Origin of the sequence: Ralstonia sp. GX3-BWBA (assembly GCF_003290055.1) — a bacterium.
In the GTDB taxonomy this organism is placed as follows: Bacteria; Pseudomonadota; Gammaproteobacteria; order Burkholderiales; family Burkholderiaceae; genus Ralstonia; species Ralstonia holmesii.
In genome coordinates this window covers 21,652-45,876 of sequence record NZ_QMKS01000022.1, presented here as the reverse complement: position 1 = coordinate 45,876, position 24,225 = coordinate 21,652, and the positions used below count along the sequence as shown (strand labels likewise).

Sequence of the window (24,225 nt, the reverse complement as noted above, 5' to 3'; positions counted from 1 at the left end):
GGCGGCAGCACGTGCCATTTTGTGACGGCCAAGGCTCAGCGGCGGCGCTTGCGCAAACGTTCGATGGCGACCAGTTGCGCGACAGCTTCGGCCAGCTCCGCCTGTGCACGTGCGTAGTCGAATTTGCTCTTGCTGTTCTGCATGTGTTCCTCCGCCGCCTTGCGGGCCTGCTCGGCCTTGGCCTCATCCAGGTCGTGCGCGCGCACAGCGGTGTCTGCCAGCACGATTACCTGCTCGGGCTGCACGTCAACAAAGCCGCCCGCCACAAAGAGGATCACCTCTTCGCCGTTCTCCTGCGTGACCCGGACAGTGCCTGGACGCAGCCGCGTAAGCAGACGTTCATGGCCGGGCAGGATGCCCAGTTCACCCTCGGTGCCGGGGATGACCACAAACTTGGCGTTGCCTTCGTACAGCCGTTCTTCTGCCGTGACGACATCGACCTTCAGCACCGGCATGGTGTCTCCTCTATTACGCGCATAGGTTCACAAGGTAGCACGATGTGCGCCCGGCGCCCTCCTCGGAACTCGCTCCGATTCGGGCCAGCGCCGACGCGTGCAGCCACGGCTGACCGTAAGGTTTCACAGTATGTAACGTCACAAACGCTGCCTAGACTTGTCTGCCAGACCTTCAAAAAGACATATCAGGGAAACACAAGCATGCTGGGCGATCTATTGATGTCGTTCTTCGAGGTGGCGCGCCAAGGCAGCGTCACCTCTGCTGCCAAGCACCTGCGCCTGTCGCAGCCCACTGTGACCGGACGCATCCGCCAGTTGGAAGAGATGTACGGCGTGGAGTTGTTCCACCGCCGCGGCAGCCGGCTGGACCTATCTGATCTGGGCGTGAGCCTCATGCCCATCGTCGAGCGCCTTGCGCAGCAGGAAGGCGACGTCGATTTTCTCCTGCGCAATGCGGGCGATCTGCGCACTGGCAACCTGCGCGTGGGCGCCACGGGCCCTTACTACATCCTGCCCAGCGTGGCGGTGTTTCGCGCGCGGCATCCGACCATCGAGATCACCATCGAGTTCGGCAATTCGCAGCAGATGCTCGAAGCGCTGTCAGAGGTGCGCATCGACCTGGCTGTGTCGTCTCATGCCGTGGATGACGAGCGCCTGCATCGCATCACGCTGGCAGAAGACACCATGGTGCTGGTCGTGCCGCTGGACCACGCGCTTGCACGGCGCCCTAGCATCACGTTGGATGACGTTGCCGGCTGCCAGCTGTTGATGCGCGAACCGGGCTCCGTCACCCGCCGCGTCACCGAAGACGCGTTCGCTGCGGCCGGCATCGAGCCTGCCAGCACGAGCATCATCGGCAGCCGTGAAGCCATTTACGAGGCGATCAGCCTGGGGCTGGGCTGCAGCATCGTTCCCGCGCGTGAAGCACCGCGCCGGCCCGACGTGCGCGTGCTGCCGTTTGCAGACAACGCGCCGGTCATCCACGAATACCTGTACTTCCTGAAGGAGCGCAAGGACGCACGCCTGGTACGCGCCTTCCTTGACTGCCTGAACCCGGTGCTTGCGCAGGCGCCAAAGAAAAACGCCGATGCGTTCATCGCCAAAGTTATGGCGATGGACACAGCCGCGACGCGCTAGGGCCGTAACCTCGCGGTTTTTCAACCGCCCCTGTCCGCCCGCTGTATGCAATCGCTTGCCCTGTTCGACCTGGACCACACCCTGCTGCCCGTTGACAGCGAATACGAATGGGGCCGCTTCCTGGTCGCCCAGGGCGCCGTCGATCGAAGCGTCTTCGAGCAAGCCAACGAACGCTGGATGCGGGAATACCGCGACGGCACGCTCGACTTTGCGCGGCACGTGCGCTTCTCGCTCGGCCTGCTGGCCCAGCACCCGCGCACACGGCTCGACGCCTGGCGTGCCACGTTCCTGCGCGAAGTCATCACACCCGCCATGCTGCCGCGCGCGCGGCAACTGGTCGACACACACCTGCGCGCCGGCGACCTTTGCTGCATCGTCACCGCCACGCACCGCTACCTGACCGAGCCGATTGCCGCCGCCTTCAACGTGCCGCATCTGCTGGCGGTCGAGGGCGAGACCATCAACGGTCAGAGCGATGGCGCATTCACGGGCAACCCGCTCGGCACGGCCACGTTTGGCGCAGGCAAGATCGTACGCGTGACGGAATGGCTCGCGCAGCGCGGCCAGCGCATGACGGACTTCTCGCGCACCGTGTTCTACAGCGATTCACGCAACGACCTGCCGCTGCTCGAAGCCGTTTCGCACCCGGTGGCCGTGAGCCCCGACACCACCTTGCGGGCCGTGGCCGAGTCGCGCGGCTGGCCCATCGTCGAACTCTTTGCTGCCTGAAAACAAGAACGCCCGCGCGGCGTCAACCATGCGGGCGTCTTTGCACTGAACGAAGCTGCGTCAGGCAGCCACCGTTGCGGGCACGCTTGCCGGCGGCGTCCACTGCGGCAGTTCGGTGCCGTCGACCAGCGCATCCATATGCCGATGCGCCAGCGCCGGACCCACGCTCATACCAATGCCACTGTGCATCAGCGCGACGGTGGTGCGGTCATCGATGCGGGTGATCGAGAACGCGCCGCTGCCGGGTACACGGCACTTGGCGCCGTACACGCCCTGCCAACGCTCCACCACGCGCAACTTGCTGCCGAAGGTGTCACGCGCGAGGTCGAGCATGATGTTATCGACCGACTCGGCGTTGAACGGGCGAGCGTCCTGACCGTAGTCGTGCGAATCGCCGACGATCCAGTCGCCATAGGGTGTCGGGCTGACTAACAGGTGAATGCCATGACGCGCCAGCTCGGGGCGCTGATGCTCGATCTGCATGGCCAGCGCCTGGGCGGTCGGCAAGTCCGCAAATGCCCCGTAGTGCGTGCATGACAGCCCGGTCAGCACGGCGTGCTCCAGGCGGAAGCCATCTTCGGGTGTGACACGCAGCATCTGCAGGCGGCAAACCTGCGGTTGCAGCGCGCGAAGCTGGTCCGCACACAGCGTCTGGTAATCGTGACCGCTGCAGACGATCACACGCTGGGCGTTGCACACACCGGCGGTTGTTTCCAGCCGGCCGCCTTCAACATGGCGCACGAGCGTACCGAAATGGAAACGCACACCTTGCGTGGCAAGCCATGACGCCAGCGCCGGAATGGCTTCGCGCGAATAGAGCTGCAGATCATCAAAGCCCTGGAGCGCTGCTCGGTGGCGCATGAAGCGTCCATCGTAGAGGTTCGCCAGGTCTGCGCTGCGCAACAGCTTTACGTTGTAGCCGAAAGCCGGTGCGCGCGTCGCCATGAACTCGTCCAGCACGGCTTCTTCCGCGGCATTGCGGGCAAATAGCAGAGCACCGTTGGCGCGCGCAAAGATGCCGGCCCTATCGGCCCAGTCGAGATACAGCGCGCGGCTTTCGCGCGCGAGGTCCAGCATGATGCCGGGCGGCTGGCCGGTCACCAGCATCTGACCGAAATTGCGAATGGACGCGCCGACGGCCATATCGCTGCGCTCGAATACCGTCACGCGCAGGCCGCGTTTGACGGCAGCGGCTGCGTGCGCCAAGCCCAAAATGCCAGCCCCGACGATGGCGACGTCGGTGCTGGCATCCAGGCCCCCTTGAGTTACGGGAGCTTGCATCGCTTACTTCTTCTCCGACTTGCCGTCGTAGCGCTTCGTCCACTCAGCGAGGATACGGTCGCGGTTGCTGCTGGCCCACGTGAAGTCATTCTTGATCAGACGCTTTTCGTAGTCGGCCGGCAGCAGCGGATCCGGCTTGGAGAAGCCGGGCGTGGCGACCACGGCAAAGTTCTTCTCATACAGCGCCATTGCAGCCGGGCTTGCCGAGAAGTCAGCCAGCTTCTTGGCGGCGTCCAGGTTCTTCGTGCCCTTCATGATGCCGGTGGCTTCCACGTCCCAGCCCAGGCCTTCGGACGGCAGCACGATGTCGATGGGTGCGCCTTCCTTCTTCGATTTCACGGCACGGTATTCAAACGCGATGCCGATCGGGAATTCACCCGAGGCAGCCATCTTGCAAGGCTTGGAGCCCGAGTGCGTGTATTGGCCGATGTTCTGGTGCAGTGCGTCCATGTAGGCCCAGCCCTTCTGCTCACCCAGCATCTGCAGCCATGCGCTGACGTCCAGGTAACCCGTGCCCGACGAGGCAGGGTTCGGCATGACGATCTTGCCAGCGTAGACCGGCTTGGTCAGGTCGGCCCACGAAGTCGGCTTCGGCAGGTTCTGCTTCTGTGCTTCGACGGTGTTGAAGCAAATGGCCGCGCCCCATGCATCCATGCCGACCCATGCCGGCGGGTTGGCCTTGTCGCGGTACGTGGCGCCGATCTTCGACAGATCCGCCGGTGCGTACGGCGTCAGCATGCCTTCCTTGTCCAGGATGGCCAGGCTCGATGCGGCCAGGCCCCACACCACGTCGGCGCGCGGGTTGTTCTTCTCGGCCAGCAGCTTGGCGGTGACAACGCCAGTGGAGTCGCGCACCCACTTGATCTCGATGTCCGGATTGGCCTTCTCGAAGGCCTCCTGGTACGCCTTCACTTGGTCAGCTTCCAGCGCCGTGTATACGGTCAGCGTGGTCTTGGCAAAAGCCGACGTGGCGAAAGCCATCGCGGCCGAAGTGACTGCGGCGGCCAGCAGGGAAAGACGTGCGGTCATGGTTTCCTCGGTATGGTGTGATGCAGCGGAAAAGACAACAAACAGGACAACAAACTCAGATGCACTGCGGGCGTTCACCGCGCGCCAGACGGCGGTTGATGTCGGCCACGACTTCAGGCAGATCGGCAATCGTGTCGATCTCGTAATGCGGGCGGCAGGCGGAAAAGCCGGCCGAGATGGCGACGCGATGGCGCGCACGCTCGTCCGCAGACAGTGCGCTGTATTGCTCGTACGGCAGGCCCAAGGCGTTACCCGACATGAGCAGCGCAACGGTCCACATGCCGGCGCGGCGGCCCTCTTCGATTCCGGGCACGGTGTCGTCGACCTTCACGCAGGCCGCCACATCCCCAATCGCAAGGTCCACCACGCAGCGCAGTGCCTGCGCAGGCCACGGGCGGGCACGCGGCACTTCATCGCAAGCGACCACGCAGTCGGGTGTATAGCCGGCACTGGCAGCCAGGTCGACCACACGATCCATCACCACGCGCGGGTAGCCCGAGCACGTGCCGACCTTCAACCCCGCTTCGCGCAGTGCGGCGATGGTGTCGAGCGCGCCCGGGATCATTGCGGAATGCGCACCCACCTTTTCGATCTGCAGCGGCATGAAGCGGTTGTAGATGGCAGTGACATCGTCATCGGTGGGCATGCGCCCGTGCGCGAGCGAGAAACGCGCGGCAATCGCACCGTCGTTGCACAGCGTGCGGATGTGGTCCCACTTGCCCAAGCCCATCGGGCCGCGTGCTTCGTCCAGCGTGATGGCCACGCCAAATTCTGCAAACGCTTCCACGAAGATCTGCGTGGGGGCAAACGAGCCGAAATCGACCACGGTACCGGCCCAGTCGAGCACAGCGGCCTCCAGGCGCAACGGCGTGCCGCCCGGGTTGAGGCGGTCTGCGCCGGCCTGGCGTGCCGAGATTGGGGAGGAGTCACCCATGTTCATGCTTCCTTTCTGTTTTTTGCTGCTTGTTGCTGCTTGTTGTTATTAGGGACGACGAATTCAATGCGCCGCCGTGCGCCACGCCTGCGTACGCCGCACGATGCCGCGCGTGGCCAGTTCCAGCAGCAGAGATACGACGATCGATGTGACGAGAATGAGCGTGGACATGGCCGCAGCGGGGCCGATGTCGCCTGCGTCGTCCATGTTCAGCACGGCCACGGAAGCGAGCACGGTGTCGGGGCTGTAGAGGAAGATCACTGCCGACACGGTCGTCATGGCCGATACGAACAAATAGCGCGCGCACGACAGCACGGCCGGCACACACATCGGCAGCGTCACGCGCCAATACGTGCGCAGCGCAGACACCTTGAGCGAGGCCGACACCGCCTCGAACACCGGATCGAGCTGCCCCAGCGACGCCACCGACGTGAGGTGTGCTGCCGTGGCGCAATGCATGATCGTGCAGAGCACCATCAGCGCCATGCCGCCATACAGGCCGTTGAGCGGATTGGCCGGATGGTTGAAGAAGAACACGTAGCCCAGACCGAGCACGAGGCCCGGCACCGCCATCGGCAGCAGCACGGCAAAGCGGATGGCCGAATGCAAGCCGGATTGCAACCATCCTGCAGCGCGTGTTTTCTCAACCAGCCATGCGCCGGTGAAGATCAGTGCGGTACCGAACACGGTGGTGAGTGCAGCCAACTTCAGACTGTTGCGATACGCCAGCCAGCCACCGCCATCCATGTTGTCGAAGTCGTAATTGCGCAGCGACAGTTCGAGGTTGTACGGCCAGAGCTTCACCAGCGATGCGCCAACGGCGGTGGCAAGCATCAGCAGAATCCCGCCGACCACCAGCACGCTCAGCAGCAGGAAAAGCCCATCACGCAGGCGATCCGGCCGCGGGTGATATGGCTGTGCGCGGCTGGCCAGCGCGGCGTGCTGGCGGCGCTGCACGAGGCGCTCTACCGCAAAGGTCAGCAGCGCGGGCAGCAGCAGCATCAAACCGATGACGGCACCGCGCGCAAACTGCTGTTGGCCTACCACGGCCTTGTAGGCCTCCACGGCCAACACCTGGTAGCTGCCGCCCACCACGGTCGGCACGCCAAAGTCGGTCGCGACCAGCGTGAAGACCAACGCGAAGGCGCCGAACAACCCGTAGCGCGCACCGGGCAGCGTGACCGTGCGGAACGTGCGCCACGGGCTCGCGCCCATGGCACGGGCGGCGTCATACAGCCGGCCGTCTGCCAGCGTGAGCGTCGCCAGCAACAGCATCAACGCATACGGGAACGTGTAGAACACCTCGCCCAGCACGATGCCCCAGAAGCCGTAGATGTTGTTGCCGCTCATCCATGCCTTGAACAAGCCCTGGTTGCCAAACAGGTAAACCAGCGCAATGCCCGGCAGCAGCGACGGCGCAAACAGCGGCAGCATCGCCAGCGTGCGCATCGTGCCGCGCAACGGCATGCGGGTGCGTTGCACCGCGTAAGCCAGGGCAAATGCCAGCGGCACCACAATGGCGGCCACCGCACCGGATACCGCGAGGGTACGGCCAACCATGGCAAGAAAATTCGGCGCCTGCACCACATGGGCAACCAGCGCCAGGCCGTGCTCGTCTGTGCTGCGCACACTGGCAACCAGGCCCGTGGCCTGCAACAACATCATCGCCGTGGGCAGCAGCAAGCCGATGGCGAGCAACAGCAGCCAGCCGAGCTTCATGCCCGTCAGCACAGGCGCATCGGTACGCCAGAACGGCGTGCCCGCGGCGCGAGCCGGTTTGGATGCGGCGGATTGGGTGGCCGCAACCACGTTGGCCTCAGGGGGCAGCATCGACATGGCGGCCTCAGGCATACACACGCAGGCCGTCGCGCTCCAGCGCGATCCACAGCTTGCTGTCGCCCAGGCCATTGCGGCCGGTTTGCAGCGCGCTCGATGCCACTTCGGCCACCAGCGGTGCATCGGCCAGGCCATCGATCGACAGCGTCACGCGCGTTCGGCTGCCCAGGTAGATCTGGTCGACCACGCGGGCGAGATGGCGATTGGGTGCGTCGTCGTCGGGATGCAGCGTGACGGCTTCGGGGCGGCAGAACAGACGGCCCTGAAACGCCCCACTATCGGCGAAAACCGGATCGAGCAGCAGCGGTTGGCCGGCCAGCGTGGGCGTGCCATCTTCCGCGCGTTCCAGCGGCAGCCAGTTGGCTTGGCCGACAAACCCGGCGACAAACCCGGTGGCCGGGCGCGAATAGATTTCCGCCGGCGAGCCGGTCTGCTCGATGCGGCCGTTGGACATGACGGCGATGCGATCAGCCATCGCCATGGCTTCGTCCTGGTCGTGCGTGACCATCAACGTAGTGACGTTCAGCTTGCGCTGCAGGCGGCGCAGCTCGATGCGCAGGTGCTCGCGCACCTGGGCGTCCAGCGCCGACATTGGCTCATCCAGCAGCAACAGCGATGGCGCGGGTGCCAGTGCGCGGGCCAGTGCCACACGCTGCTGTTGGCCGCCCGACAGTTGCGACGGGTACTTCGCCTCGCTGCCGGCCAGGTCAACCAGCGCGAGCATCTCCGAGACCCGCTCCTGCATGCGCGCACGGTTGCCGCTACTGGCGTCCAGCCCGTAGCCAACGTTCTGCGCGACCGTCAGGTTGGGAAACAGCGCATACGACTGGAAGACGATGCCGTAGTCACGCTCACGCGGGGGCAGATTGGAAATATCGCGGCCACCGGCGACGATCTGGCCGCCGTCGTGCGCCTCCAGCCCGGCAATGATGCGCAGCAGAGTCGTCTTGCCGCAGCCCGACGGGCCCAGCAGGCAGACGAATTCGCCTTGCGCCACATCCAGCGACACCCCGTCAAGCGCCGTGAACGCGCCAAATCGGCGTGAGATTTGCCGCACCGACAGGAACGGTGTGGCGGAACCCGAGGTCGGGTTGGTAACAGGCTGAGAGATGGGCACAGGGCGCAGACAGTGGCAAAAACGATCGCCACTGTAGCCAGCCGACATGTACCCCTTGTGGCAGTTACCCCAAAAACGCCAATGCGCGCATTTCCGGATTTTGGTTCGTCTATGACGAGACCGGCCGGACTTCGCTCAGGAAGGCGGCAATCAACCGCGCCTCACGCCGATCCTGCAGGCAATACAGGTATTCGCTCAGCTCCGGCGCGCCACCCTCAAAGGGCAGCACACGCAGATCGGCGTGGCTCGGCACTTCCTGGCGGGCGATGACACTGACACCCAGGTTGCGCGTGATGGCCTCCCGGATGGACTCCCGGCTGCCGATTTCCACCGTGGAAGCCGGCGTCACGCCAGCCTGCGCCATCATCGTTTCGGTCATGGCGCGCGTGGTCGATCCCACCTCGCGCACCAGCAAGCGGCATTGCGACAGCACATGCACCGGCACGCTCGTCTGGCCGGCGAGCGCGTGGCTGCGATGCACCACGAGCACAAGCGGATCGCGCGCCAGTTCAATGCGCAGAAAACGCGCGTCGTCCACGCGCTGCGACGACGATGCCACGTCCACCCGGTACTCCTGCAGCGCTTCGAGCATCTGCACCGAATTGCCGGCTTCGATGCTGACGTCGATGCCGGGATGGCTTTTGCAGAAGCGATCAACGATGTCGAGTACGTAATACGGCGCCGTCGCGCCGATGCGCAGGTGGCCCGATCCCATGTCACCGGAGTTGCGCAGGAAGAAGTCGATCTCGGTTTCCTGGCGCACGAGCTGGTCCACCAGGGGCATCAGCCGCACGCCCGCGTCCGACAAGGAGAGCCGGCGCCCGCCCCGGTAGAACAGCTCCACGCCGTAGGCCTCTTCCAGGGCGCGGATCTGCGAAGTCACGGTCGGCTGCGACAGGCCGAGCTGCTTGGCTGCCAGCGTGATGCTGCCCAGGCGGGCAACCATGAAGAACGATTTGAGCTGCGCAACGAGCATCGGCGGGTGACGTATTGAGCGCGTTTGCGGCGCGGTGAATGAGCGGGCGGCCCATTCTAGCGGACGGCTCCGTCGCCAAAGTGGCGCCAGGCGCCCTCCTCCGTTTTCTGCATCTACATCCCGGAGCTACGACTTTTTCAACCTTTTCGACAACGCAAACTTTGCGTACCCCCACATCGGGGGGAATTGGCGCCTGTGAGGCCGTCATTTCCACAAATCGAATCCGCCACTTCGCCTTGAGAATCCGTTCGCATGTTGCGCTTGAGGCAGTCACGAGCCGCCCTCGCGCAGGCTTCTGGTATGTGCGGATTTGGAGAGAAGTGGATGGAACGCAGCAGCAACAACGTGCGCGGCACGAAGCAATGGACCATCGCGATGATGGTGGCAGCAGCAGGCACCCTGGCCGCATGTGGTGGAGGCGGTGGCGGCGGGGGTTCGGGGGCCACCCCGGCAGCCACGCAAGGCTCGTCCGCCAATATCACCGTGGCGGCGGCGTGCAGCGGGTCGAACTGCGGCGCACTGGGCAATACCTACGCCGGCTCCGGGGTGGGCGTATGGCAAGCGACCAATACGGGCGGAGCGGCCGGCTCGGTGCCGGTGTCGATCGCGGGGCTGACTGGCCAGAGCGTGACGCTCATCTACACCAACCAGAGTGCGGCGGCTCAGCCGATGCCGTCCATCTCGCTCACGGGCCTGGGGCTGCTGAACGCCACGGGCACGCCGGTCCCGAAGACTGCCGCAGACGTGGCGGGCAATGACGCCAACGCAGCGTTCGATCGCCAGCTCTCCGATTTCAACATCCATGCGCTGGATGGATACGCCACTGGCGGCGCCCCGCTCAAGACGCAAGGCGCTTCCAACGACACGGTGCTGCGTCCACAGTCGGTCGCCAGCGTCGGCACACAGCGTACGTGGAACCATCAACAGCCGGATGGCACCGCCACCGTGCGTACGGCCACGCTGCGCCAGCAAGCCACGGCCACGGACGGCCGCATCGTCAACCTGTGGGTGGAAAACACCGAATACGACACCAGCAAGATCACCGACGGCATCATCAACACGCTCATCAGCAAATTTGCTTCGGGCACGCAGTCTGTCTACGCACTGGCCACTTCGCTGGTCGGCCAGCCGTGGGGCAGCTACTCCAGCTCCGCCAGCTTGATCGATCCGAACCAGGCGCTCGATGTCGTGGTGCTGAACATCCAGCCGGATAGCCAGCCCTATGGCCGCGTTGGCTATTTCTGGGCGCGCAACAACTTCACCACCAGCTCGCAGCCGCTGTCGAACCAGTCGCTGTCGCTCTATGTGGATTCGGAAACGATCTACCTGGGTGGCACGGACGGGCTGAACACCGTCATCTCGACGCTCGGCCATGAGTTCACGCACATGGCCAACTTCTACCAGCGCGGCGTGCTGCACGGCTCGCAGTACATGTACGGCACGTGGCTGGAAGAAATGACAGCGATGACGATGGAAGACGTGCTCTCCAGCCAGATCGACCCAAGCTTCAACAACGTGCGCGACAGCCGCTTCCCGGCTTGGCTGCAAAGCGCGTACGACTGCTCGCTGACGGCGTTCGATCCGTCGCTGTCGTCGTCATGCCCGGGGTATCCGATTTCGGGCAGCCTGGGCGGCTTCCTGCTGCGCCAGTACGGCATTGCGTACTACACGAACCTGCTGCAGAACTTCTCGTCGACGGATTCGGCTGCGGTAATCAACAGCGCCATCCAAGCCGGCGGCGGCGCAGGGCTGGGCGATGCAACGGGCCGCTGGGGCACGGCGGTTGCGCTGCTGCCGGTGCCGGGCAGCCCGTCGGGATTTGCGTATCCGGCTCGCTCGGACAGCGGCTTTTCGATCCCGGCGCTGAACGGCCCGAACTACAGCAGCCAGCGCACCATGCCGACGTCGGTACCGGCCACGCTGCAAAGCTTCGGCCAGTTCCCGGTCGCACGCGGCACGAAGGCTGGCACGTACAGCGAGACGATCACGGTGCCGGCATATTCAACGGTGTCGATCATCATCCATTGACAATGCGCGGCTGAGGGAGCGTGCTCCCTTTTGGTTTCGGCCAGCGCCGGAACCTTGAGAAGGACCAAAAGAAAAGGCGCCGAGGGTTGAATGCCCTCGGCGCCTTTTCACTTGACTACGGCAGGAACGACCCGCCGTAGCCTCACCGCGTGCTTACATCTGCACGGTGTCGGCCACTTCCTTGAAGTCTTCGATCTGATCGAAGTTCATGTACTGGTAGATCTTGTCGCCGTTGGCGGTGAGCACGCCCATGTCGGCCATGTACTCGTCCTTGGTCGGGATCTTGCCCAGACGCGAGCAGATCGCCGCCAGTTCCGCCGAGCCGAGGTACACGTTCGTGTTCTTGCCCAGGCGGTTCGGGAAGTTGCGGGTGGACGTCGACATGACCGTCGCGCCTTCGCGCACCTGTGCCTGGTTGCCCATGCACAGCGAGCAGCCCGGCATTTCGGTGCGGGCACCGGCCGTGCCGAACACGCCGTAGTGGCCCTCTTCCGTCAGTTGCTTCTGGTCCATCTTGGTCGGCGGCGCAACCCAGAGCTTGACCGGAATGTCGCGCTTGCCTTCCAGCAGCTTCGACGCCGCACGGAAGTGGCCGATGTTGGTCATGCACGAGCCGATAAACACCTCGTCGATCTTGGCGCCGGCCACGTCGGACAGCGTCTTCACGTCGTCCGGATCGTTCGGGCAGGCAACGATCGGCTCATGGATGTCGGCCAGGTCGATCTCGATGACGGCGGCGTACTCGGCGTCGGCATCCGGCTGCAGCAGTTGCGGATCGGCCAGCCACTGCTCCATCGCCTTGATGCGGCGTTGCAGGCTGCGCGGGTCTTGGTAGCCCTGCGCGATCATCCACTTGAGCAGCGTGATGTTGCTGTTCAGGTACTCGATGATCGGGTCCTTGTTCAGGTGCACCGTGCAACCGGCGGCCGAACGCTCAGCCGACGCATCCGACAGTTCGAACGCTTGCTCGACCTTCAGGTCAGGCAGGCCCTCGATTTCGAGGATGCGGCCCGAGAAGATGTTCTTCTTGCCTTGCTTGGCGACCGTCAGCATGCCTTGCTTGATCGCGTACAGCGGAATCGCGTTGACCAGGTCACGCAGCGTGACGCCCGGCTGCATCTTGCCCTTGAAGCGAACCAGCACCGATTCCGGCATGTCCAGCGGCATCGTGCCGGTGGCGGCCGCGAATGCGACCAGGCCCGAGCCTGCCGGGAAGCTGATGCCGATCGGGAAGCGCGTGTGCGAGTCGCCGCCGGTGCCGACGGTGTCGGGCAGCAGCATGCGGTTCAGCCACGAGTGGATCACGCCATCGCCCGGGCGCAGCGCAATGCCGCCACGCGTGCTGATGAAGTTCGGCAGCGTCTGGTGCGTCTTCACGTCCACCGGCTTCGGATACGCGGCGGTGTGGCAGAACGACTGCATGACGAGGTCGGCCGAGAAGCCGAGGCACGCCAGATCCTTCAGTTCGTCGCGGGTCATCGGGCCCGTGGTGTCCTGTGAGCCGACCGAGGTCATCTTCGGTTCGCAGTACGTGCCCGGGCGAATGCCCTGGCCTTCCGGCAGACCGCACGCGCGGCCGACCATCTTCTGCGCGAGCGAGAAACCCTTGCCGCTGTCGGCCGGCTGGTGCGGCAGGCGGAACAGCGTCGACGGTGCGAGGCCCAGCGCTTCACGCGCCTTGGCGGTCAGGCCGCGGCCGATGATCAGCGGAATGCGGCCACCGGCGCGCACTTCGTCGAACAGCACGTCCGACTTGACCTGGAATTCGGCGATAACCTTGCCGTCCTTCAGCGCCTTGCCTTCGTACGGGCGCAGTTCAACCACGTCGCCCATTTCCATCTGCGACACGTCGAGTTCGATCGGCAGCGCGCCGGCATCTTCCATCGTGTTGTAGAAGATCGGAGCGATCTTGCCGCCCAGGCACACGCCGCCGAAACGCTTGTTCGGAACGTAGGGGATATCTTCGCCCGTGAACCACAGCACCGAGTTGGTGGCCGACTTGCGCGAGGAACCGGTGCCGACCACGTCGCCCACGTAGGCGACCAGGTGGCCCTTTTCCTTAAGCGATTCGATGAACTTGACCGGGCCGCGCTTGCCGTCTTCTTCCGGCGTGATGCCGGGGCGCGCGTTCTTCAGCATCGCCAGCGCGTGCATCGGGATGTCCGGGCGGGTGGTGGCGTCCGGTGCCGGCGACAGGTCGTCGGTGTTGGTTTCGCCCGTCACCTTGAACACGGTGATGGTCAGGCTTTCCGGCACTTCCGGACGGCTCGTGAACCATTCGGCGTCGGCCCAGCTCTGCAGCACAGCCTTTGCGTGCACGTTGCCCTTGTCGGCGAGTTCCTTCACATCATGGAACTGGTCGAACATCAGCAGCGTTTTCTTCAGCGCCTCTGCGGCGGTGGCGCCGACTTCGGCGTCAGACAGCAGCTCGATCAGCGGCTGGATGTTGTAGCCGCCCAGCATCGTGCCGAGCAGTTCGGTGGCGCGGGCACGCGAAATCAGCGCGCAAGCGGTCTCACCCTTGGCGACAGCAGCCAGGAAGCCTGCTTTCACGCGGGCGGCTTCGTCCACGCCAGCGGGTACGCGATGGGTGATCAGGTCGAGCAGCGTTTGCTCTTCACCCGCGGGCGGGTTCGTCAGCAGTTCGACCAGTTCGGCGGTCTGCTGAGCCGTCAACGGCAGGGGAGGAATACCGAGCGCGGCGCGGGCGGCCACGTGAGCGCGAAAGTTTTCAAGCATGGGAAACCTGCTGAGATGACGTTACAGGGGGATCTTTTCAGGCGCCCCGAGGCTGGTCCGGGCGCCGCTTGGGCGCGATTCTAATCGCAATACCCCACACGGTCAAATGTCTTATATCTTATATAAGAGTCGACCGCGCGACCTGCCGCCTTCAGCCGTTCAATGCTGCCCTTCCCCCTCTCCTCCAGGCACACAGCCCCCCCTGCGTGCCTCTTCAAGTTCCAAGCGAACGTGCCGAAAAAGATTCCGATGTAGAGCGGCGAGCACATCCCCGGTTTGCCGACATTCAAACAAAAAGAATCAGCTATGCGAGTCGATCCCCCTCTCACGACCAACGCGCTGCCGCCTGCGGCGAGCCGTCCATCCCGCGTTTCAGTTGGGAATGAAGCGGCATCCCCATCCGCGTCGAAAGGCAACGACATCGGCTCGAGCACCGACGAAGCGCGATCATCGACTGGCCTGAATCCATCATCGGGCGACGCAGGGGCGTCAAGCGACAGCCCCGTGGTCAAGCAGTTGAAAGCGCAGATCAACGCGCTGCGGCAGCGGCTTTCAGCGTTGCAGCGGCAGATGGAAGCCGAATCGAAACAGGCCACCATCGACAAGGAGGCAGCTGCCAAACTTCAGGCGCTGTCGACGGAAGCAAGCTCGGTATCCGCGGCACTTGAAACTGCAATAGGCCAACTTGCCCAGGCGCAGCAAGCGGAAGGCAAGAGCTCGGGAGGCCTGCTCTCCACGACAGCCTGAGAAGACGGCAATACCGCAATTGCTCCAGTCGGCCCGCGCGTCGTCAAAACCGAGGCGATACCGGTGCCGCCCCGCCGGCAAACCAGCCCGCTACGACGCGCAGGTTCCGCCAACTATTCAGCAATAACAGCCTACCTGCCGTCAGCGCGCATGTTGCGGAGGATTCTGCGGATATGCCGCCCGGCAAAGCTCTAGCACTTCAGTGCGAAACCATTGATGCGCCGGATCGTGATCGAGGCGCGGATGCCAGATCTCTGAAATGGTGAAAGCGGGTATGGCCAGCGGTAGTTCGAAATACTGCAGCCCGTTGGCAGCCGCGTAATCCGTTACAAAGGCATTACCCAGGCAGGAGTACGGAACGGCGGCCAATAAGTCCGAATGTCGGGCCAGTTGCATAGCGCTCATATAAGACGGCACCACGATTACTACCTTTCGCCGAAGGTTTGGCAGCTCCAGTGCCACGTCGATCGCATTTTCCGTTTCGCCTGTACGCGAAACCATGACGTGGCCACATGCTGCCCATTGCTCCAGGCTGATGCGAGCGTCGCCCAGGAAAGGATGGCCCACGCGACACACCCCGACATAGCGATCGCGGAAAAGCAGCCGTGTCCGGACCTCAGGGGCAGCCGTGCGGACAATACCGATCTCCAGATCAATCGCGCCGTCCCGCAACGGCTGCGCGTTCCAGTCCGGCTTGGGCGTGAAGCGAACTTGCACGCCGGGCGCCGCGCCAAGAATGCGATCCATCAAGGCCGCGCCAAGCAGATCGACGAAGCCTTCACCCGCGCGCACGGTGAAGCATTGCTCAAGGGTGGCCACGTCGAACCGAAGTTCAGCACGGCTGAGCGCCGCCTCCGCTTCACGGGCCAGTGCGGGAATACGCTGGCTCAGTTGCTCGGCGTAAGGCGTCAGCACCAGCGCGCGGCCAGCTTGCAACAGCAAGCGATCGCCCGTCGCGATGCGCAGGCGCGAAAGTGTGCGGCTCATAGCGGAGACGCTGAGATTCAGACGCCGGGCCGCACCGGTGACGCTACGTTCACTGAGCAATGCATCCAGCGCGGTCAGGAGGTTGAGATCGACGCGTGACATGCGGCCAGAATAATCGAAAACGCATCTAGCCATGGCGTCTGGTGCAATCGTGGATTGTCGGCCAGGCGTCTGGTGCAAAACGCGGGCTCTTCTGACAATACGCAGCATCCCCTGCGCACAACGGAGAATGCCTTGCCCAACGCTCCCATCCACACGCCCACCGTCTTGCTGATCGGCGCCTCACGGGGCCTTGGTTATGCCATGGCGGCCGAGTTTCTCAAGAAGGGATGGAATGTCGTGGGCACGGTCCGCGCCGGCAACGACCGGACGCTCTTGCACGATCTCGCCAATGCGCATCCGGACAGGGTCGCCATCGAAACGCTGGACATCACGCAGCCCGAGCAGATCCAGGCCCTGCGCGAACGACTGTCCGGCCGGACGTTCGATGTTCTGTTCGTCAATGCGGGGACCACCAATCCGGATCCAACGCAGACCATCGGCGAGGTCTCCACTGAGGATTTTGTGGCGCTCATGATGACCAATGCGCTCAGCCCAATGCGCGTGGTCGAAAGCATGGCGGACCTTGTTCCGCCGGCCGGCCTGATCGGAATCATGTCGTCCGGGCAAGGCAGCATTGCCGACAACGAATCCGGCCAGCGCGAACTCTATCGTGGCAGCAAGGCGGCACTGAACCAGTTCATGCGCAGTTTCGCAGCGCGCCAGGCTCACACGCCCTTGGCCATGCTGCTGATCGCCCCCGGCTGGGTACGCACCGATCTCGGCGGCCCCGAGGGACGATTGTCAATCGAGGAGAGTGTTCCAGGCGTCGTGAACGTGATTCTGAACAAACTGGGGCGACCTGGCCTTGAGTATCTCGACTACCGCGGCAGGACTGTCCGCTGGTGATTCGGATGGGCTGGTATGGAGAAAACGGCATTGCACGTGCTCGCCGCACGATGCTAGAGCCGTGGTCGCCGCGACCGGGAGTTGGGCTGCGGACATCGGTGTCCGCTGGCCAGGACTTCCGCGCTTGATCCGCACGGCAGCGTATGACTCGCGATCGGGCGCGCTCAACGATCCGACCGCTCGACGACGACCTCGCTGACCTGAACCACCGGGGCGATGTCGGTATAGTTGGCAATGTCGCCCAGGATCTCGGCGCCGTGCTCTCGCATGGCGGCCTGGAAGCCTTCGGCCGAATCACAGATGAACGCGCACATCGCCACGAAGGCAGGCGGTGTATCAGGCGCTCCACCGGCCAAGCCTTTTTCGACGGTGTAGTAGGCGCAGGCACTCCCCAACCTAGCCTTCACCATCGGCATGTGCCGGTCGCGGTAATAGGCGTGGTCGAAACGCGCGCCTTCGGTGTACGGGTACATCACGGTGACCTTGATCATGCGGTTCTCCTTGCCATCATTGGCGTCGTCGCCCAGCGATTCTCGTGAGTGCCGACGATCATACCGTCCTGCAGTCGAGGGAGTGTGAGACTTCCGTTCCGGACGACCAGACACATCAATGGGTTAAGCCGGAGTTTTGGCACAGAATCCCGATGAACTGCGATTCGAATGTGGGCAATTTGCGGGCAAAGTCACGGAAGATCAGCGGCGCGATAAGCCAAGCGCCACCACCTGTGGGAAATCCGCGCTCTCCACGAAGTCGGGTACTTCGCCTGGCGCGTAGAAGTCGAACAGTATTTCGTCTACCCCGACTCCCCGTTTGGCGCCGCAAAAGGAGAGCTGGCTGCCAGGGATGATCGTCAAGATCAGAGGCGAGCGACCGCCAGCCCACCGGTGGTGACCGCTTGCAATACACGGCCGGAAACTCCCCCTTCTTGGTGGTTTGGTTTCTGTTCTGATCACCGATAATGAACATACGCAGGATGCTCAATGGTCCCTACTTTGCGTCTCCTGCGTTTTATGACGGCTCATCAGGGGGGGAGCGTCACGCCCGCGTGTGCAGGGCGCTTTTTTTGGTTCGCAGCAAACGTTTTACGCGAATGAGCGAATCGATACGCCCCTCGGAGCGCCTTCCAATATGCGCCCGTGCTGATCGAACAAACGGAGCGGCTGGAGAAAGCCCAGCAGGCCCTCGCCACCAAGACCACCAAGAAAGCCGCCGAAGACGTCCGCATCGCCACCAACAAGATCGCGGCGGCCAAGGGCAAACTCGAAGAGATCAAGAGCACCGAGCTGAAGCCGCGCGACTCGCGCATCTTCCCTGGCTGGTACGCGCCCGTGATGGTCATGGAGAACGGCCGGCGCGTCGTCAAACCGATGCGCTACCAGTGCCGCCCCGCCGGCAAACCGGCCATCTACGACGAACAGTATCCCGGCACCTACAACGCCCGCCGCGGCAACTTGCGCGGCTTCTGGAAAGGCCAGTACGGCCACACGCACGGCCTGGTCCTGGTCGACGCGTTCTATGAGAACATGACCGGACCAGACGGCAAAAACGTCGTGCTCGAATTCCGCCCCGACCCGCCGCAGACGCTGCTCGTCGCCTGCGTGTGGTCACACTGGCGCGCGACCAAGCCCGGCGAAAAGGATCTGCTGTCGTTCGCCATCATCACCGACGATCCGCCGCCGGAGATTGCAGAGGCCGGGCACGACCGCTGCCCGATACCGATCAAGCCGGAGAACATTGATGCGTGGTTGAACCCGGAGCCGCGCAGCCTCGATGCGGTAGATGCGATTCTTGAGGACAAGCTGCGTCCGTACTACACGCATCGCAATGCGACGTAAGGGGTCCTCCTCAGTGCAGTTTGCCCGGATTTGATCCGCGCCGAGAAGCGGGCCATTTAGCTCCGGGCGCCACTACGACTTCGTCCGCCGACCAGCCGTAGTTTGGGAGTCCATCTTGGGAGCCACCGAAGCTATCGAATTTTCGCCCTCGATAGAAAGAATTTTTCTGAAGGGCGAGTCATTGCGCACCCACACATAGCGCGTCATACCGCGGCCGCCAGCGGTCCTCGGCGGCTTTCGGCGCACGAAAAGAACTGCATTTCGATCGCAAAAACCCCCAACCGCCGCCAGCTGTCAAGGCTTGATCGGAGCGATGGTTCCGATATGCTAGGCACAAGTCACCCGCGCACTGCCACGTCAGCGCCCGGTCTGAATGAGCCGGTCCCAGGAGTCGGTGAATGCGGTATTCCTGACCGTTCTTGTGAACTCGAACAGCGCCGCTATCATTAGGTCATGGGCGGTCCACGACCACTACAGGTTGTGGCGCGAACAGGAGATGTATCGTGAGATAGGGATAGGTGTCCGGTCGCCCGTGCCATACCGGACGCCGCAAAGAATAGGCCCGAAGTGCGCATGTCCCCTAGCAAGGAAACGCACCCGGGCCTGAGGCACAGACTGAAAGGCTGAACCTGAAGACAGGCATCAACGCTGTTAGCGCAGCGCCGATGTGTTACACACCGTCAAATTTGCCGCCGAAAATTTCGGCTCCAAAACTGTTAGGTGTTAGTAACGGTCTTCAGGATCGATTGTACGTAATGCGCCGGCGAACTGAGAAAAATTTTTGCATCAGTTTCGCTGCGTCGATTTCGGATTCACAATCATGATCCAATCCAACTATCTAGTACTCGTCGCCGTTCGCGACGGCGCTACCGACGACTATGATCGCGTCGTAGCGCGTCTTGCAGCAATCGGCTGTCACCAACGCGTCGTCGGCGACAACGGCAAGCGCTTCGCACTCCACGATATGTCTTTCGTGATTGCAACGCCACTCGACAACGATGCGCTGACCGATTTGGTCATCGATACCGTTCGCCGAGCGACGCTGCACTTGCCTCCGCCGCAGGTTGCGGTGTTCCGTTTCGATCGTGCTTCGTGGAAGCTGCGCGAGGTCGAACATCGGGATGAGCAAGATCCGCCACAATTGAACGGTTGATGGCTGCGTAACGCGGGCGGCGGGCGCTTGCGCTCGCCGTTTTCGTCGGTTGTTGCCCTTGGTTACGCAGTACATCCGATCGCAGATTCGCCCGCAATTCTCATCGCAGGCATGATCGGTATGCCATGCATGTCTGATCGCTCACGCTTGTTTTTGCTGCCGCCCCCTGGCAGGCACTAGCCGTGCACCGCATTCGCTGCGAACGCCCTCACATAGTCATCGACCGTTGCGAGAGAGGCGATGTCGACCTCCTTACCCTGAAGCGCTGCGCGTTTCGCTGCCAACTCGCCCAACGTATCCAGCTCTTCGCTCGTGATTGACCAGGCGCCAACGTCGGCTCCGAACTTGTCAGTCGGACGCAGCTTGTCGGCCGGCACCCGTAGCGTCTCGGCAATCTCGTTCCAGACGGAACGCACGGCCGCCTCGTCGAATTTGTCGCCGGCGTAGAACTGTTTGTAGATCTCAATATCGCTGAGCGACTCTCGACTAGCGAGCGCCCGTAGATTGTTTCGGCGGCGGCTCTTCCGCAGCAGTACCGCTCCACCACCGAGTGCGATTGCAAGAGCAGCGATCAGAATAGGATTCATAACGTAGATATCAATGTGCGCACTTGTTTGAACTGCAGGATGCGAGAGAGTAAGTCTCCATCCCAGCCAGATACACCCCATAGCCAATCCAGATCGGCGAAACCACTCGCCCAAGCGTGCGGGCGGCGCCTCCCACAGTTCGCGCGCCGCCGCCACCAAGAGCATGCGCCACAGCGCTAGGCACGGTCGTCATCGAACTTGCTCCGCCGAGGCCACGAGGCAGTCCGACCAGAGCTTTCGGGAACGTGCCACCGAGGCCGGTCAGAGTCGCCTTGAACTCATCGCTGAGCGGGTCATACGCGGTAATGCAGTTGGCCGTACAACTCAGGAAACTCTGCTCACACTCCCCATTGCTGCACCCGCCGCCCTGTGGTGGGGGCAACCCAGCGTTGGGTACCGGAATACGAGTCATACTGTCGCCAGCATGTGCAGAACCCACAAGCATGCTGATCCACCGCTTTATCGCGCGCCAAATTCTCGACCAGGTTGTTTGCCCTTGATGAGCGCTCTCACTGACGACACTCTGCGAAAAGGGCGATGTGCTGACAGACTTCAACTGCATCGATTCCTGAGCGCCTCCCACCGCCGGCACCAGTAGTGCCGTGAGGCGATGTGTTGCATCGTACTCGTAGCCGATATAGACGCCATCCTGACCAGATACCGACGTCAGAAAACCGAGCGCATTGTAGGTATAGCTGATCGTCTGGCCGTCGACTTGCAGGCTTGCCAACGAACCTCGCGCGGTATAGGTGTAAGTCACCCGCCTTCCATCAGGATCGACCGCCTCGAGCAGGCGATCACCAGCGTCATAACTCAACGCGCGGCCCACTGTGCCTTGCGGGGTCGTGACTGTGGCCAGTCGTCCCACTGCATCGTAAGTGAAGGCCCATTTGGCGGTAACAGTGCTATCGATCGACTCCACGGTTGAAGCCAACTGCCCCGCGTCGTTGTACGTCCAGTCGACAATCTTTGTACTACCGCTCGGGCTAGCACCGAAACCACTGACGCCACTGACGTCCGAGGTCGGGTACCAGAGATACCGTTTGGCGCGCCCTTGTTCGTCATACTCAACAACATCCACACGCCCAGGCGAAGCTACGCGGCTCGGCAGACCGGTGGCCGAGTCCCACTCAGTGGTGGTTGTCCGAGCATTTGATGTACCGGCGCCTTCGATACGTTGCGTCTCCCGTCCCTGCGCATCGTAGATATACGTCGTAGCCGACCCGTCATAGCCCACCCTGCGCGTCGCGTTGCCGGCGGCGTCGTAATCCGCGCTCTGCGACGTGCTCCCACACAGCGGACACGGCGCACTCACCCCAGTCGGCAACAACACACCGTTCTGCTTCAGGAAGCTATACACGCTGCTCCCGCCATCCGGCGTCAGCACCGTCGTCTGCCCGTTCGCCTGATACTGGAACTGATACCGATCCGCCCCGGCGGTCAATTCACTGGTGATCGCCCGCCCCTGATCGTCATAGGCATAGGTGGCATTCCGCACGCCGGCTTCGTCGATGACGCCCGTGAGGGCCGTGGGGAATCGGGTGTCTTCATACACGTACTGCCGCATGGTGTTGTCTGGCCACGTGACGGTGGTCAGCATGCTGTTCGCATTGTAGGCGTACTTGGTGACGGCGCCATCGGGCGCGGTGATGCTGGAGACGCGGCCTTGGGCGTCGTACGCAAAGGTCAGGCTTCGCCCGCTAGGGGCGGTGACTTGCACGAGCTGACTCTGCGCGTTGTAAGTCAGCGTTGTCGTTCTACCATTGCGTTGGCGGACGGATTGCAGCTTCCCCGTCGCACCATAGGTCTCGGTGGCGCCTGTGCTCTTAACGTGATACAGCCAACTCGATACTGCACCCGTATCGCTGGTCTGGGGCTCCAATGTGTCCTCGGTACCGTCCGCACTCCACGAGCTTCCGCTCTGACGGAATACCAACATCGAACCATCTTCTCTGAGGACCGAAATCTGGGGATCCACATACCGGAAGAGTCTTGGATCGATCTGCCGCTGCCAATTGAAGAGCCAGTTAAACGGCAACTGATTGGCACCACCGCTCGCACGAAAAATGTCAAACGAATGATAGGAGCGCGTTACCGGAAGATCTGCAGCACCGTCGTTGTCACTTTCCAAAAGAATCTTAGTGCCCGTCCCGGGAATGACTGGATGGCTGACCGCACATGCCTGAACCGGGGGGCGAGCAGGTAGCGCCTTGCAAGTTCCGTCAGGCTGCAGGGCATAACCGCCCACACAACCGCTCTCCTGCCAAGCGGCGTACTGGTCCGAAGAGGCGCTAGGGACACCATGTGATGTAAAAGTCAGCTTGCAAATTGCTCGTGTGTCGTACTCCATCGAGCAGGAGACGTTTTGAAACGAGACACCTTGGACGGCTTCAATGTTCTGACCGAGTGCCGCGCACGCTGCCACTGGGCCATTCCCGTAAATCTCGCCGCCCCAACATTGCCAACGATGTCCATTGGCCGCGGGATCGACCGCCTGTGCGTTAGAAAACGCAGGCATTCCAATGAACAGGACCGCAGCCGCGAAGGCAAATCGCAGGCCCCTTGCCACATACACCCACGCCCTTGCGCTGCCTGCCAGCGTGGACGCAGGCCAAACTGCCCCCAATTGCTTCATCCCTTCCCCGGTGCTGTCATTTTGTTGGAAACCAGACTCTCAGCACTCTTCCCGCGCTACGCAAGTTAGAACATTTTCAATGTGAGTTGAGCCGTACTTTTATCGGCCGGCACTGCACTATCGCCACCGCAGCCAGCCGTACGTCTCCGAGGTTGCGTGCTTCAACCGAGCATAAGACGGGCGCCCGAGGCGGCACAGGCCGCCCCGAATGCCGCTGCCGCTAAAACAACCCCACCGGCTCCACCGCCCGATCCCAGCTGTAAATAATCACCTCCCGCCGCGCCACCCCCTGCCCACCGCCCACGGTGTAGTTGATCTCCACCGCCTCCATCTCGAACCCCGCAAAACACCTGCGGATATCCGGATGGTCGTTCAGGCTGACGAGGGCCTTGCCCTTCAAGCCGCGCATGAGCGCTGCCATTCGCTCGTACTCGCTGAACGGGAAATCCACCCCATACCCCTCGGTCTCCCAATACGGCGGGTCGAGGTAGAACAGCGTATGCGGGCGGTCGTAGCGCTCGATGCAGTCGGCCCAGTTCAGGTTCTCGATGTACGTGCCGGCCAGGCGCAGGTGTGCGGCGCTCAATGACTCCTCGATGCGCAGCAGGTTTGGCGCCGGCGCCGTCGTGGCGGTGCCGAACGTCTGCCCTTCCAGCTTGGCGCCGAAGCACGTGTGCTGCAGGTGGTAGAAGCGCGCGGCGCGCTGGATGTCTGTGAGCGTGTGCGGCGGTGTGTCTTGCAGGATGCGGAACATGTCGCGGCTGGTCAGCAGCCACTTGAAGTGCCGCACGAACTCTTCAAGGTGATGCTGCACAACGCGGTACAGGTTCACCAGATCGCCATTGATGTCGTTGATAACCTCCACGTTGGCAGCGGGCCGCAGGAAGTACAGCGCCGCGCCGCCGGCAAAAACTTCGACGTAGCACTTGTGGGCGGGAAAGCGGGAAAGCAGGAGATCCGCGAGGCGGCGCTTGCCGCCGATCCACGGAATGATCGGTGTTGCCATTGGTATCAATTGAGCCTAAGTGCTTTGCTAGAATCGCCGCGCCTCCTAGGAAGGTAGGCGGGCCTT

At 62.9% G+C, this 24,225-nt stretch carries 19 protein-coding genes and 1 pseudogene; 7 read left to right on the top strand and 13 right to left on the bottom strand.

Annotated features, from left to right (window positions below; genetic code table 11):
• Positions 1 to 35: 35 nt before the first annotated feature.
• A complete protein-coding gene (locus tag DOD19_RS20640; RefSeq protein WP_045204000.1) occupies positions 36 to 455 on the bottom strand; it encodes a F0F1 ATP synthase subunit epsilon in 420 nt (139 codons plus the stop codon).
• A gap of 201 nt (positions 456 to 656) precedes the next feature.
• On the opposite strand from DOD19_RS20640, the gene DOD19_RS20635 reads away from it, so the two are divergent.
• On the top strand, positions 657 to 1,592 hold the full coding sequence (locus tag DOD19_RS20635; protein WP_112187756.1) for a LysR substrate-binding domain-containing protein: 936 nt from the start codon (positions 657 to 659) through the stop codon (positions 1,590 to 1,592).
• A 45-nt stretch (positions 1,593 to 1,637) separates the two neighbouring features.
• Entirely contained in the window at positions 1,638 to 2,321 is a 684-nt protein-coding gene (locus DOD19_RS20630; protein WP_112187754.1) for an HAD family phosphatase, read from the top strand.
• A gap of 60 nt (positions 2,322 to 2,381) precedes the next feature.
• Here the strand turns inward: DOD19_RS20630 and DOD19_RS20625 are convergent, their stop codons facing one another.
• The 6 genes from DOD19_RS20625 to DOD19_RS20600 form a co-directional block, all read right to left on the bottom strand.
• Positions 2,382 to 3,602 (bottom strand): TIGR03364 family FAD-dependent oxidoreductase, encoded by a 1,221-nt coding sequence (locus DOD19_RS20625; RefSeq protein ID WP_112187752.1) that lies wholly within the window; start codon positions 3,600 to 3,602, stop codon positions 2,382 to 2,384.
• Positions 3,603 to 3,605: 3 nt separating this feature from the next.
• Entirely contained in the window at positions 3,606 to 4,631 is a 1,026-nt protein-coding gene (locus tag DOD19_RS20620; RefSeq protein ID WP_112187750.1) for a putative 2-aminoethylphosphonate ABC transporter substrate-binding protein, read from the bottom strand.
• A 55-nt stretch (positions 4,632 to 4,686) separates the two neighbouring features.
• The gene (gene phnX / locus DOD19_RS20615) at positions 4,687 to 5,565 is read right to left on the bottom strand and encodes a phosphonoacetaldehyde hydrolase (RefSeq protein WP_112187957.1); all 879 of its coding nucleotides are present in this window, start codon (positions 5,563 to 5,565) and stop codon (positions 4,687 to 4,689) included.
• Positions 5,566 to 5,628: 63 nt separating this feature from the next.
• Positions 5,629 to 7,401 (bottom strand): putative 2-aminoethylphosphonate ABC transporter permease subunit, encoded by a 1,773-nt coding sequence (locus DOD19_RS20610; RefSeq protein WP_112187955.1) that lies wholly within the window; start codon positions 7,399 to 7,401, stop codon positions 5,629 to 5,631.
• Between the two features lie 7 nt (positions 7,402 to 7,408).
• The gene (locus tag DOD19_RS20605; protein WP_239498062.1) at positions 7,409 to 8,566 is read right to left on the bottom strand and encodes a putative 2-aminoethylphosphonate ABC transporter ATP-binding protein; all 1,158 of its coding nucleotides are present in this window, start codon (positions 8,564 to 8,566) and stop codon (positions 7,409 to 7,411) included.
• 61 nt (positions 8,567 to 8,627) lie between these two features.
• Positions 8,628 to 9,494: a LysR family transcriptional regulator gene (locus DOD19_RS20600; protein WP_112187748.1), complete on the bottom strand. Its 867-nt coding sequence runs from the start codon at positions 9,492 to 9,494 to the stop codon at positions 8,628 to 8,630.
• 324 nt (positions 9,495 to 9,818) lie between these two features.
• Here DOD19_RS20600 and DOD19_RS20595 point away from each other — a divergent pair, with 324 nt between their 5' ends.
• Positions 9,819 to 11,522 carry a hypothetical protein gene (locus tag DOD19_RS20595; protein WP_112187746.1) on the top strand — a complete coding sequence of 568 codons (1,704 nt, stop codon included), beginning with the start codon at positions 9,819 to 9,821 and terminating at the stop codon, positions 11,520 to 11,522.
• A gap of 153 nt (positions 11,523 to 11,675) precedes the next feature.
• On the opposite strand, the gene acnB is transcribed toward DOD19_RS20595, so the two are convergent.
• Positions 11,676 to 14,261, bottom strand: a complete 2,586-nt coding sequence (gene acnB / locus DOD19_RS20590) for a bifunctional aconitate hydratase 2/2-methylisocitrate dehydratase (RefSeq protein WP_024979027.1) — start codon at positions 14,259 to 14,261, stop codon at positions 11,676 to 11,678.
• 276 nt (positions 14,262 to 14,537) lie between these two features.
• Here acnB and DOD19_RS27565 point away from each other — a divergent pair, with 276 nt between their 5' ends.
• Positions 14,538 to 15,008 carry a hypothetical protein gene (locus DOD19_RS27565; RefSeq protein ID WP_162634413.1) on the top strand — a complete coding sequence of 157 codons (471 nt, stop codon included), beginning with the start codon at positions 14,538 to 14,540 and terminating at the stop codon, positions 15,006 to 15,008.
• Positions 15,009 to 15,149: 141 nt separating this feature from the next.
• Here the strand turns inward: DOD19_RS27565 and DOD19_RS20575 are convergent, their stop codons facing one another.
• Positions 15,150 to 16,097, bottom strand: a complete 948-nt coding sequence (locus DOD19_RS20575) for a LysR family transcriptional regulator (protein WP_112187740.1) — start codon at positions 16,095 to 16,097, stop codon at positions 15,150 to 15,152.
• 132 nt (positions 16,098 to 16,229) lie between these two features.
• Between DOD19_RS20575 and DOD19_RS20570 the strand changes: the two genes are divergently transcribed.
• Entirely contained in the window at positions 16,230 to 16,943 is a 714-nt protein-coding gene (locus tag DOD19_RS20570) for an SDR family NAD(P)-dependent oxidoreductase (protein WP_343226199.1), read from the top strand.
• Positions 16,944 to 17,107: 164 nt separating this feature from the next.
• Here DOD19_RS20570 and DOD19_RS20565 read toward each other — a convergent pair whose 3' ends face one another.
• On the bottom strand, positions 17,108 to 17,434 hold the full coding sequence (locus tag DOD19_RS20565; RefSeq protein WP_024979031.1) for an EthD family reductase: 327 nt from the start codon (positions 17,432 to 17,434) through the stop codon (positions 17,108 to 17,110).
• A gap of 657 nt (positions 17,435 to 18,091) precedes the next feature.
• On the opposite strand from DOD19_RS20565, the pseudogene DOD19_RS20560 reads away from it, so the two are divergent.
• Positions 18,092 to 18,778, top strand: a pseudogene (locus tag DOD19_RS20560) (SOS response-associated peptidase family protein); the annotation flags it as partial.
• A gap of 820 nt (positions 18,779 to 19,598) precedes the next feature.
• Complete coding sequence (locus DOD19_RS20555) at positions 19,599 to 19,931, top strand: hypothetical protein (protein WP_162634412.1); 333 nt, start codon at positions 19,599 to 19,601, stop codon at positions 19,929 to 19,931.
• A 176-nt stretch (positions 19,932 to 20,107) separates the two neighbouring features.
• Here the strand turns inward: DOD19_RS20555 and DOD19_RS20550 are convergent, their stop codons facing one another.
• The 3 genes from DOD19_RS20550 to DOD19_RS20540 all read right to left on the bottom strand — a co-directional run bounded on the left by DOD19_RS20550 (position 20,108) and on the right by DOD19_RS20540 (position 24,159).
• Positions 20,108 to 20,518 (bottom strand): hypothetical protein, encoded by a 411-nt coding sequence (locus DOD19_RS20550; RefSeq protein WP_112187736.1) that lies wholly within the window; start codon positions 20,516 to 20,518, stop codon positions 20,108 to 20,110.
• Positions 20,519 to 20,528: 10 nt separating this feature from the next.
• The gene (locus DOD19_RS20545) at positions 20,529 to 22,649 is read right to left on the bottom strand and encodes an RHS repeat domain-containing protein (RefSeq protein WP_239498061.1); all 2,121 of its coding nucleotides are present in this window, start codon (positions 22,647 to 22,649) and stop codon (positions 20,529 to 20,531) included.
• Between the two features lie 724 nt (positions 22,650 to 23,373).
• On the bottom strand, positions 23,374 to 24,159 hold the full coding sequence (locus DOD19_RS20540; RefSeq protein WP_112187734.1) for a DNA adenine methylase: 786 nt from the start codon (positions 24,157 to 24,159) through the stop codon (positions 23,374 to 23,376).
• Between the last annotated feature and the right edge of the window lie 66 nt (positions 24,160 to 24,225).

Coding starts and splice junctions, on each gene's coding strand:
- phnX (WP_112187957.1), bottom strand. CDS start 5,565: ATGGGTGACTCCTCCCCAATCTCGGCACGCCAGGCCGGCGCAGACCGC.
- DOD19_RS20630 (WP_112187754.1), top strand. CDS start 1,638: ATGCAATCGCTTGCCCTGTTCGACCTGGACCACACCCTGCTGCCCGTT.
- DOD19_RS20595 (WP_112187746.1), top strand. CDS start 9,819: ATGGAACGCAGCAGCAACAACGTGCGCGGCACGAAGCAATGGACCATC.
- DOD19_RS20610 (WP_112187955.1), bottom strand. CDS start 7,401: ATGTCGATGCTGCCCCCTGAGGCCAACGTGGTTGCGGCCACCCAATCC.
- DOD19_RS20575 (WP_112187740.1), bottom strand. CDS start 16,097: ATGTCACGCGTCGATCTCAACCTCCTGACCGCGCTGGATGCATTGCTC.
- DOD19_RS20540 (WP_112187734.1), bottom strand. CDS start 24,159: ATGGCAACACCGATCATTCCGTGGATCGGCGGCAAGCGCCGCCTCGCG.
- DOD19_RS20640 (WP_045204000.1), bottom strand. CDS start 455: ATGCCGGTGCTGAAGGTCGATGTCGTCACGGCAGAAGAACGGCTGTAC.
- DOD19_RS20600 (WP_112187748.1), bottom strand. CDS start 9,494: ATGCTCGTTGCGCAGCTCAAATCGTTCTTCATGGTTGCCCGCCTGGGC.
- DOD19_RS20565 (WP_024979031.1), bottom strand. CDS start 17,434: ATGATCAAGGTCACCGTGATGTACCCGTACACCGAAGGCGCGCGTTTC.
- acnB (WP_024979027.1), bottom strand. CDS start 14,261: ATGCTTGAAAACTTTCGCGCTCACGTGGCCGCCCGCGCCGCGCTCGGT.
- DOD19_RS20635 (WP_112187756.1), top strand. CDS start 657: ATGCTGGGCGATCTATTGATGTCGTTCTTCGAGGTGGCGCGCCAAGGC.
- DOD19_RS20555 (WP_162634412.1), top strand. CDS start 19,599: ATGATCCAATCCAACTATCTAGTACTCGTCGCCGTTCGCGACGGCGCT.
- DOD19_RS20605 (WP_239498062.1), bottom strand. CDS start 8,566: ATGTCGGCTGGCTACAGTGGCGATCGTTTTTGCCACTGTCTGCGCCCT.
- DOD19_RS20625 (WP_112187752.1), bottom strand. CDS start 3,602: ATGCAAGCTCCCGTAACTCAAGGGGGCCTGGATGCCAGCACCGACGTC.
- DOD19_RS20550 (WP_112187736.1), bottom strand. CDS start 20,518: ATGAATCCTATTCTGATCGCTGCTCTTGCAATCGCACTCGGTGGTGGA.
- DOD19_RS20620 (WP_112187750.1), bottom strand. CDS start 4,631: ATGACCGCACGTCTTTCCCTGCTGGCCGCCGCAGTCACTTCGGCCGCG.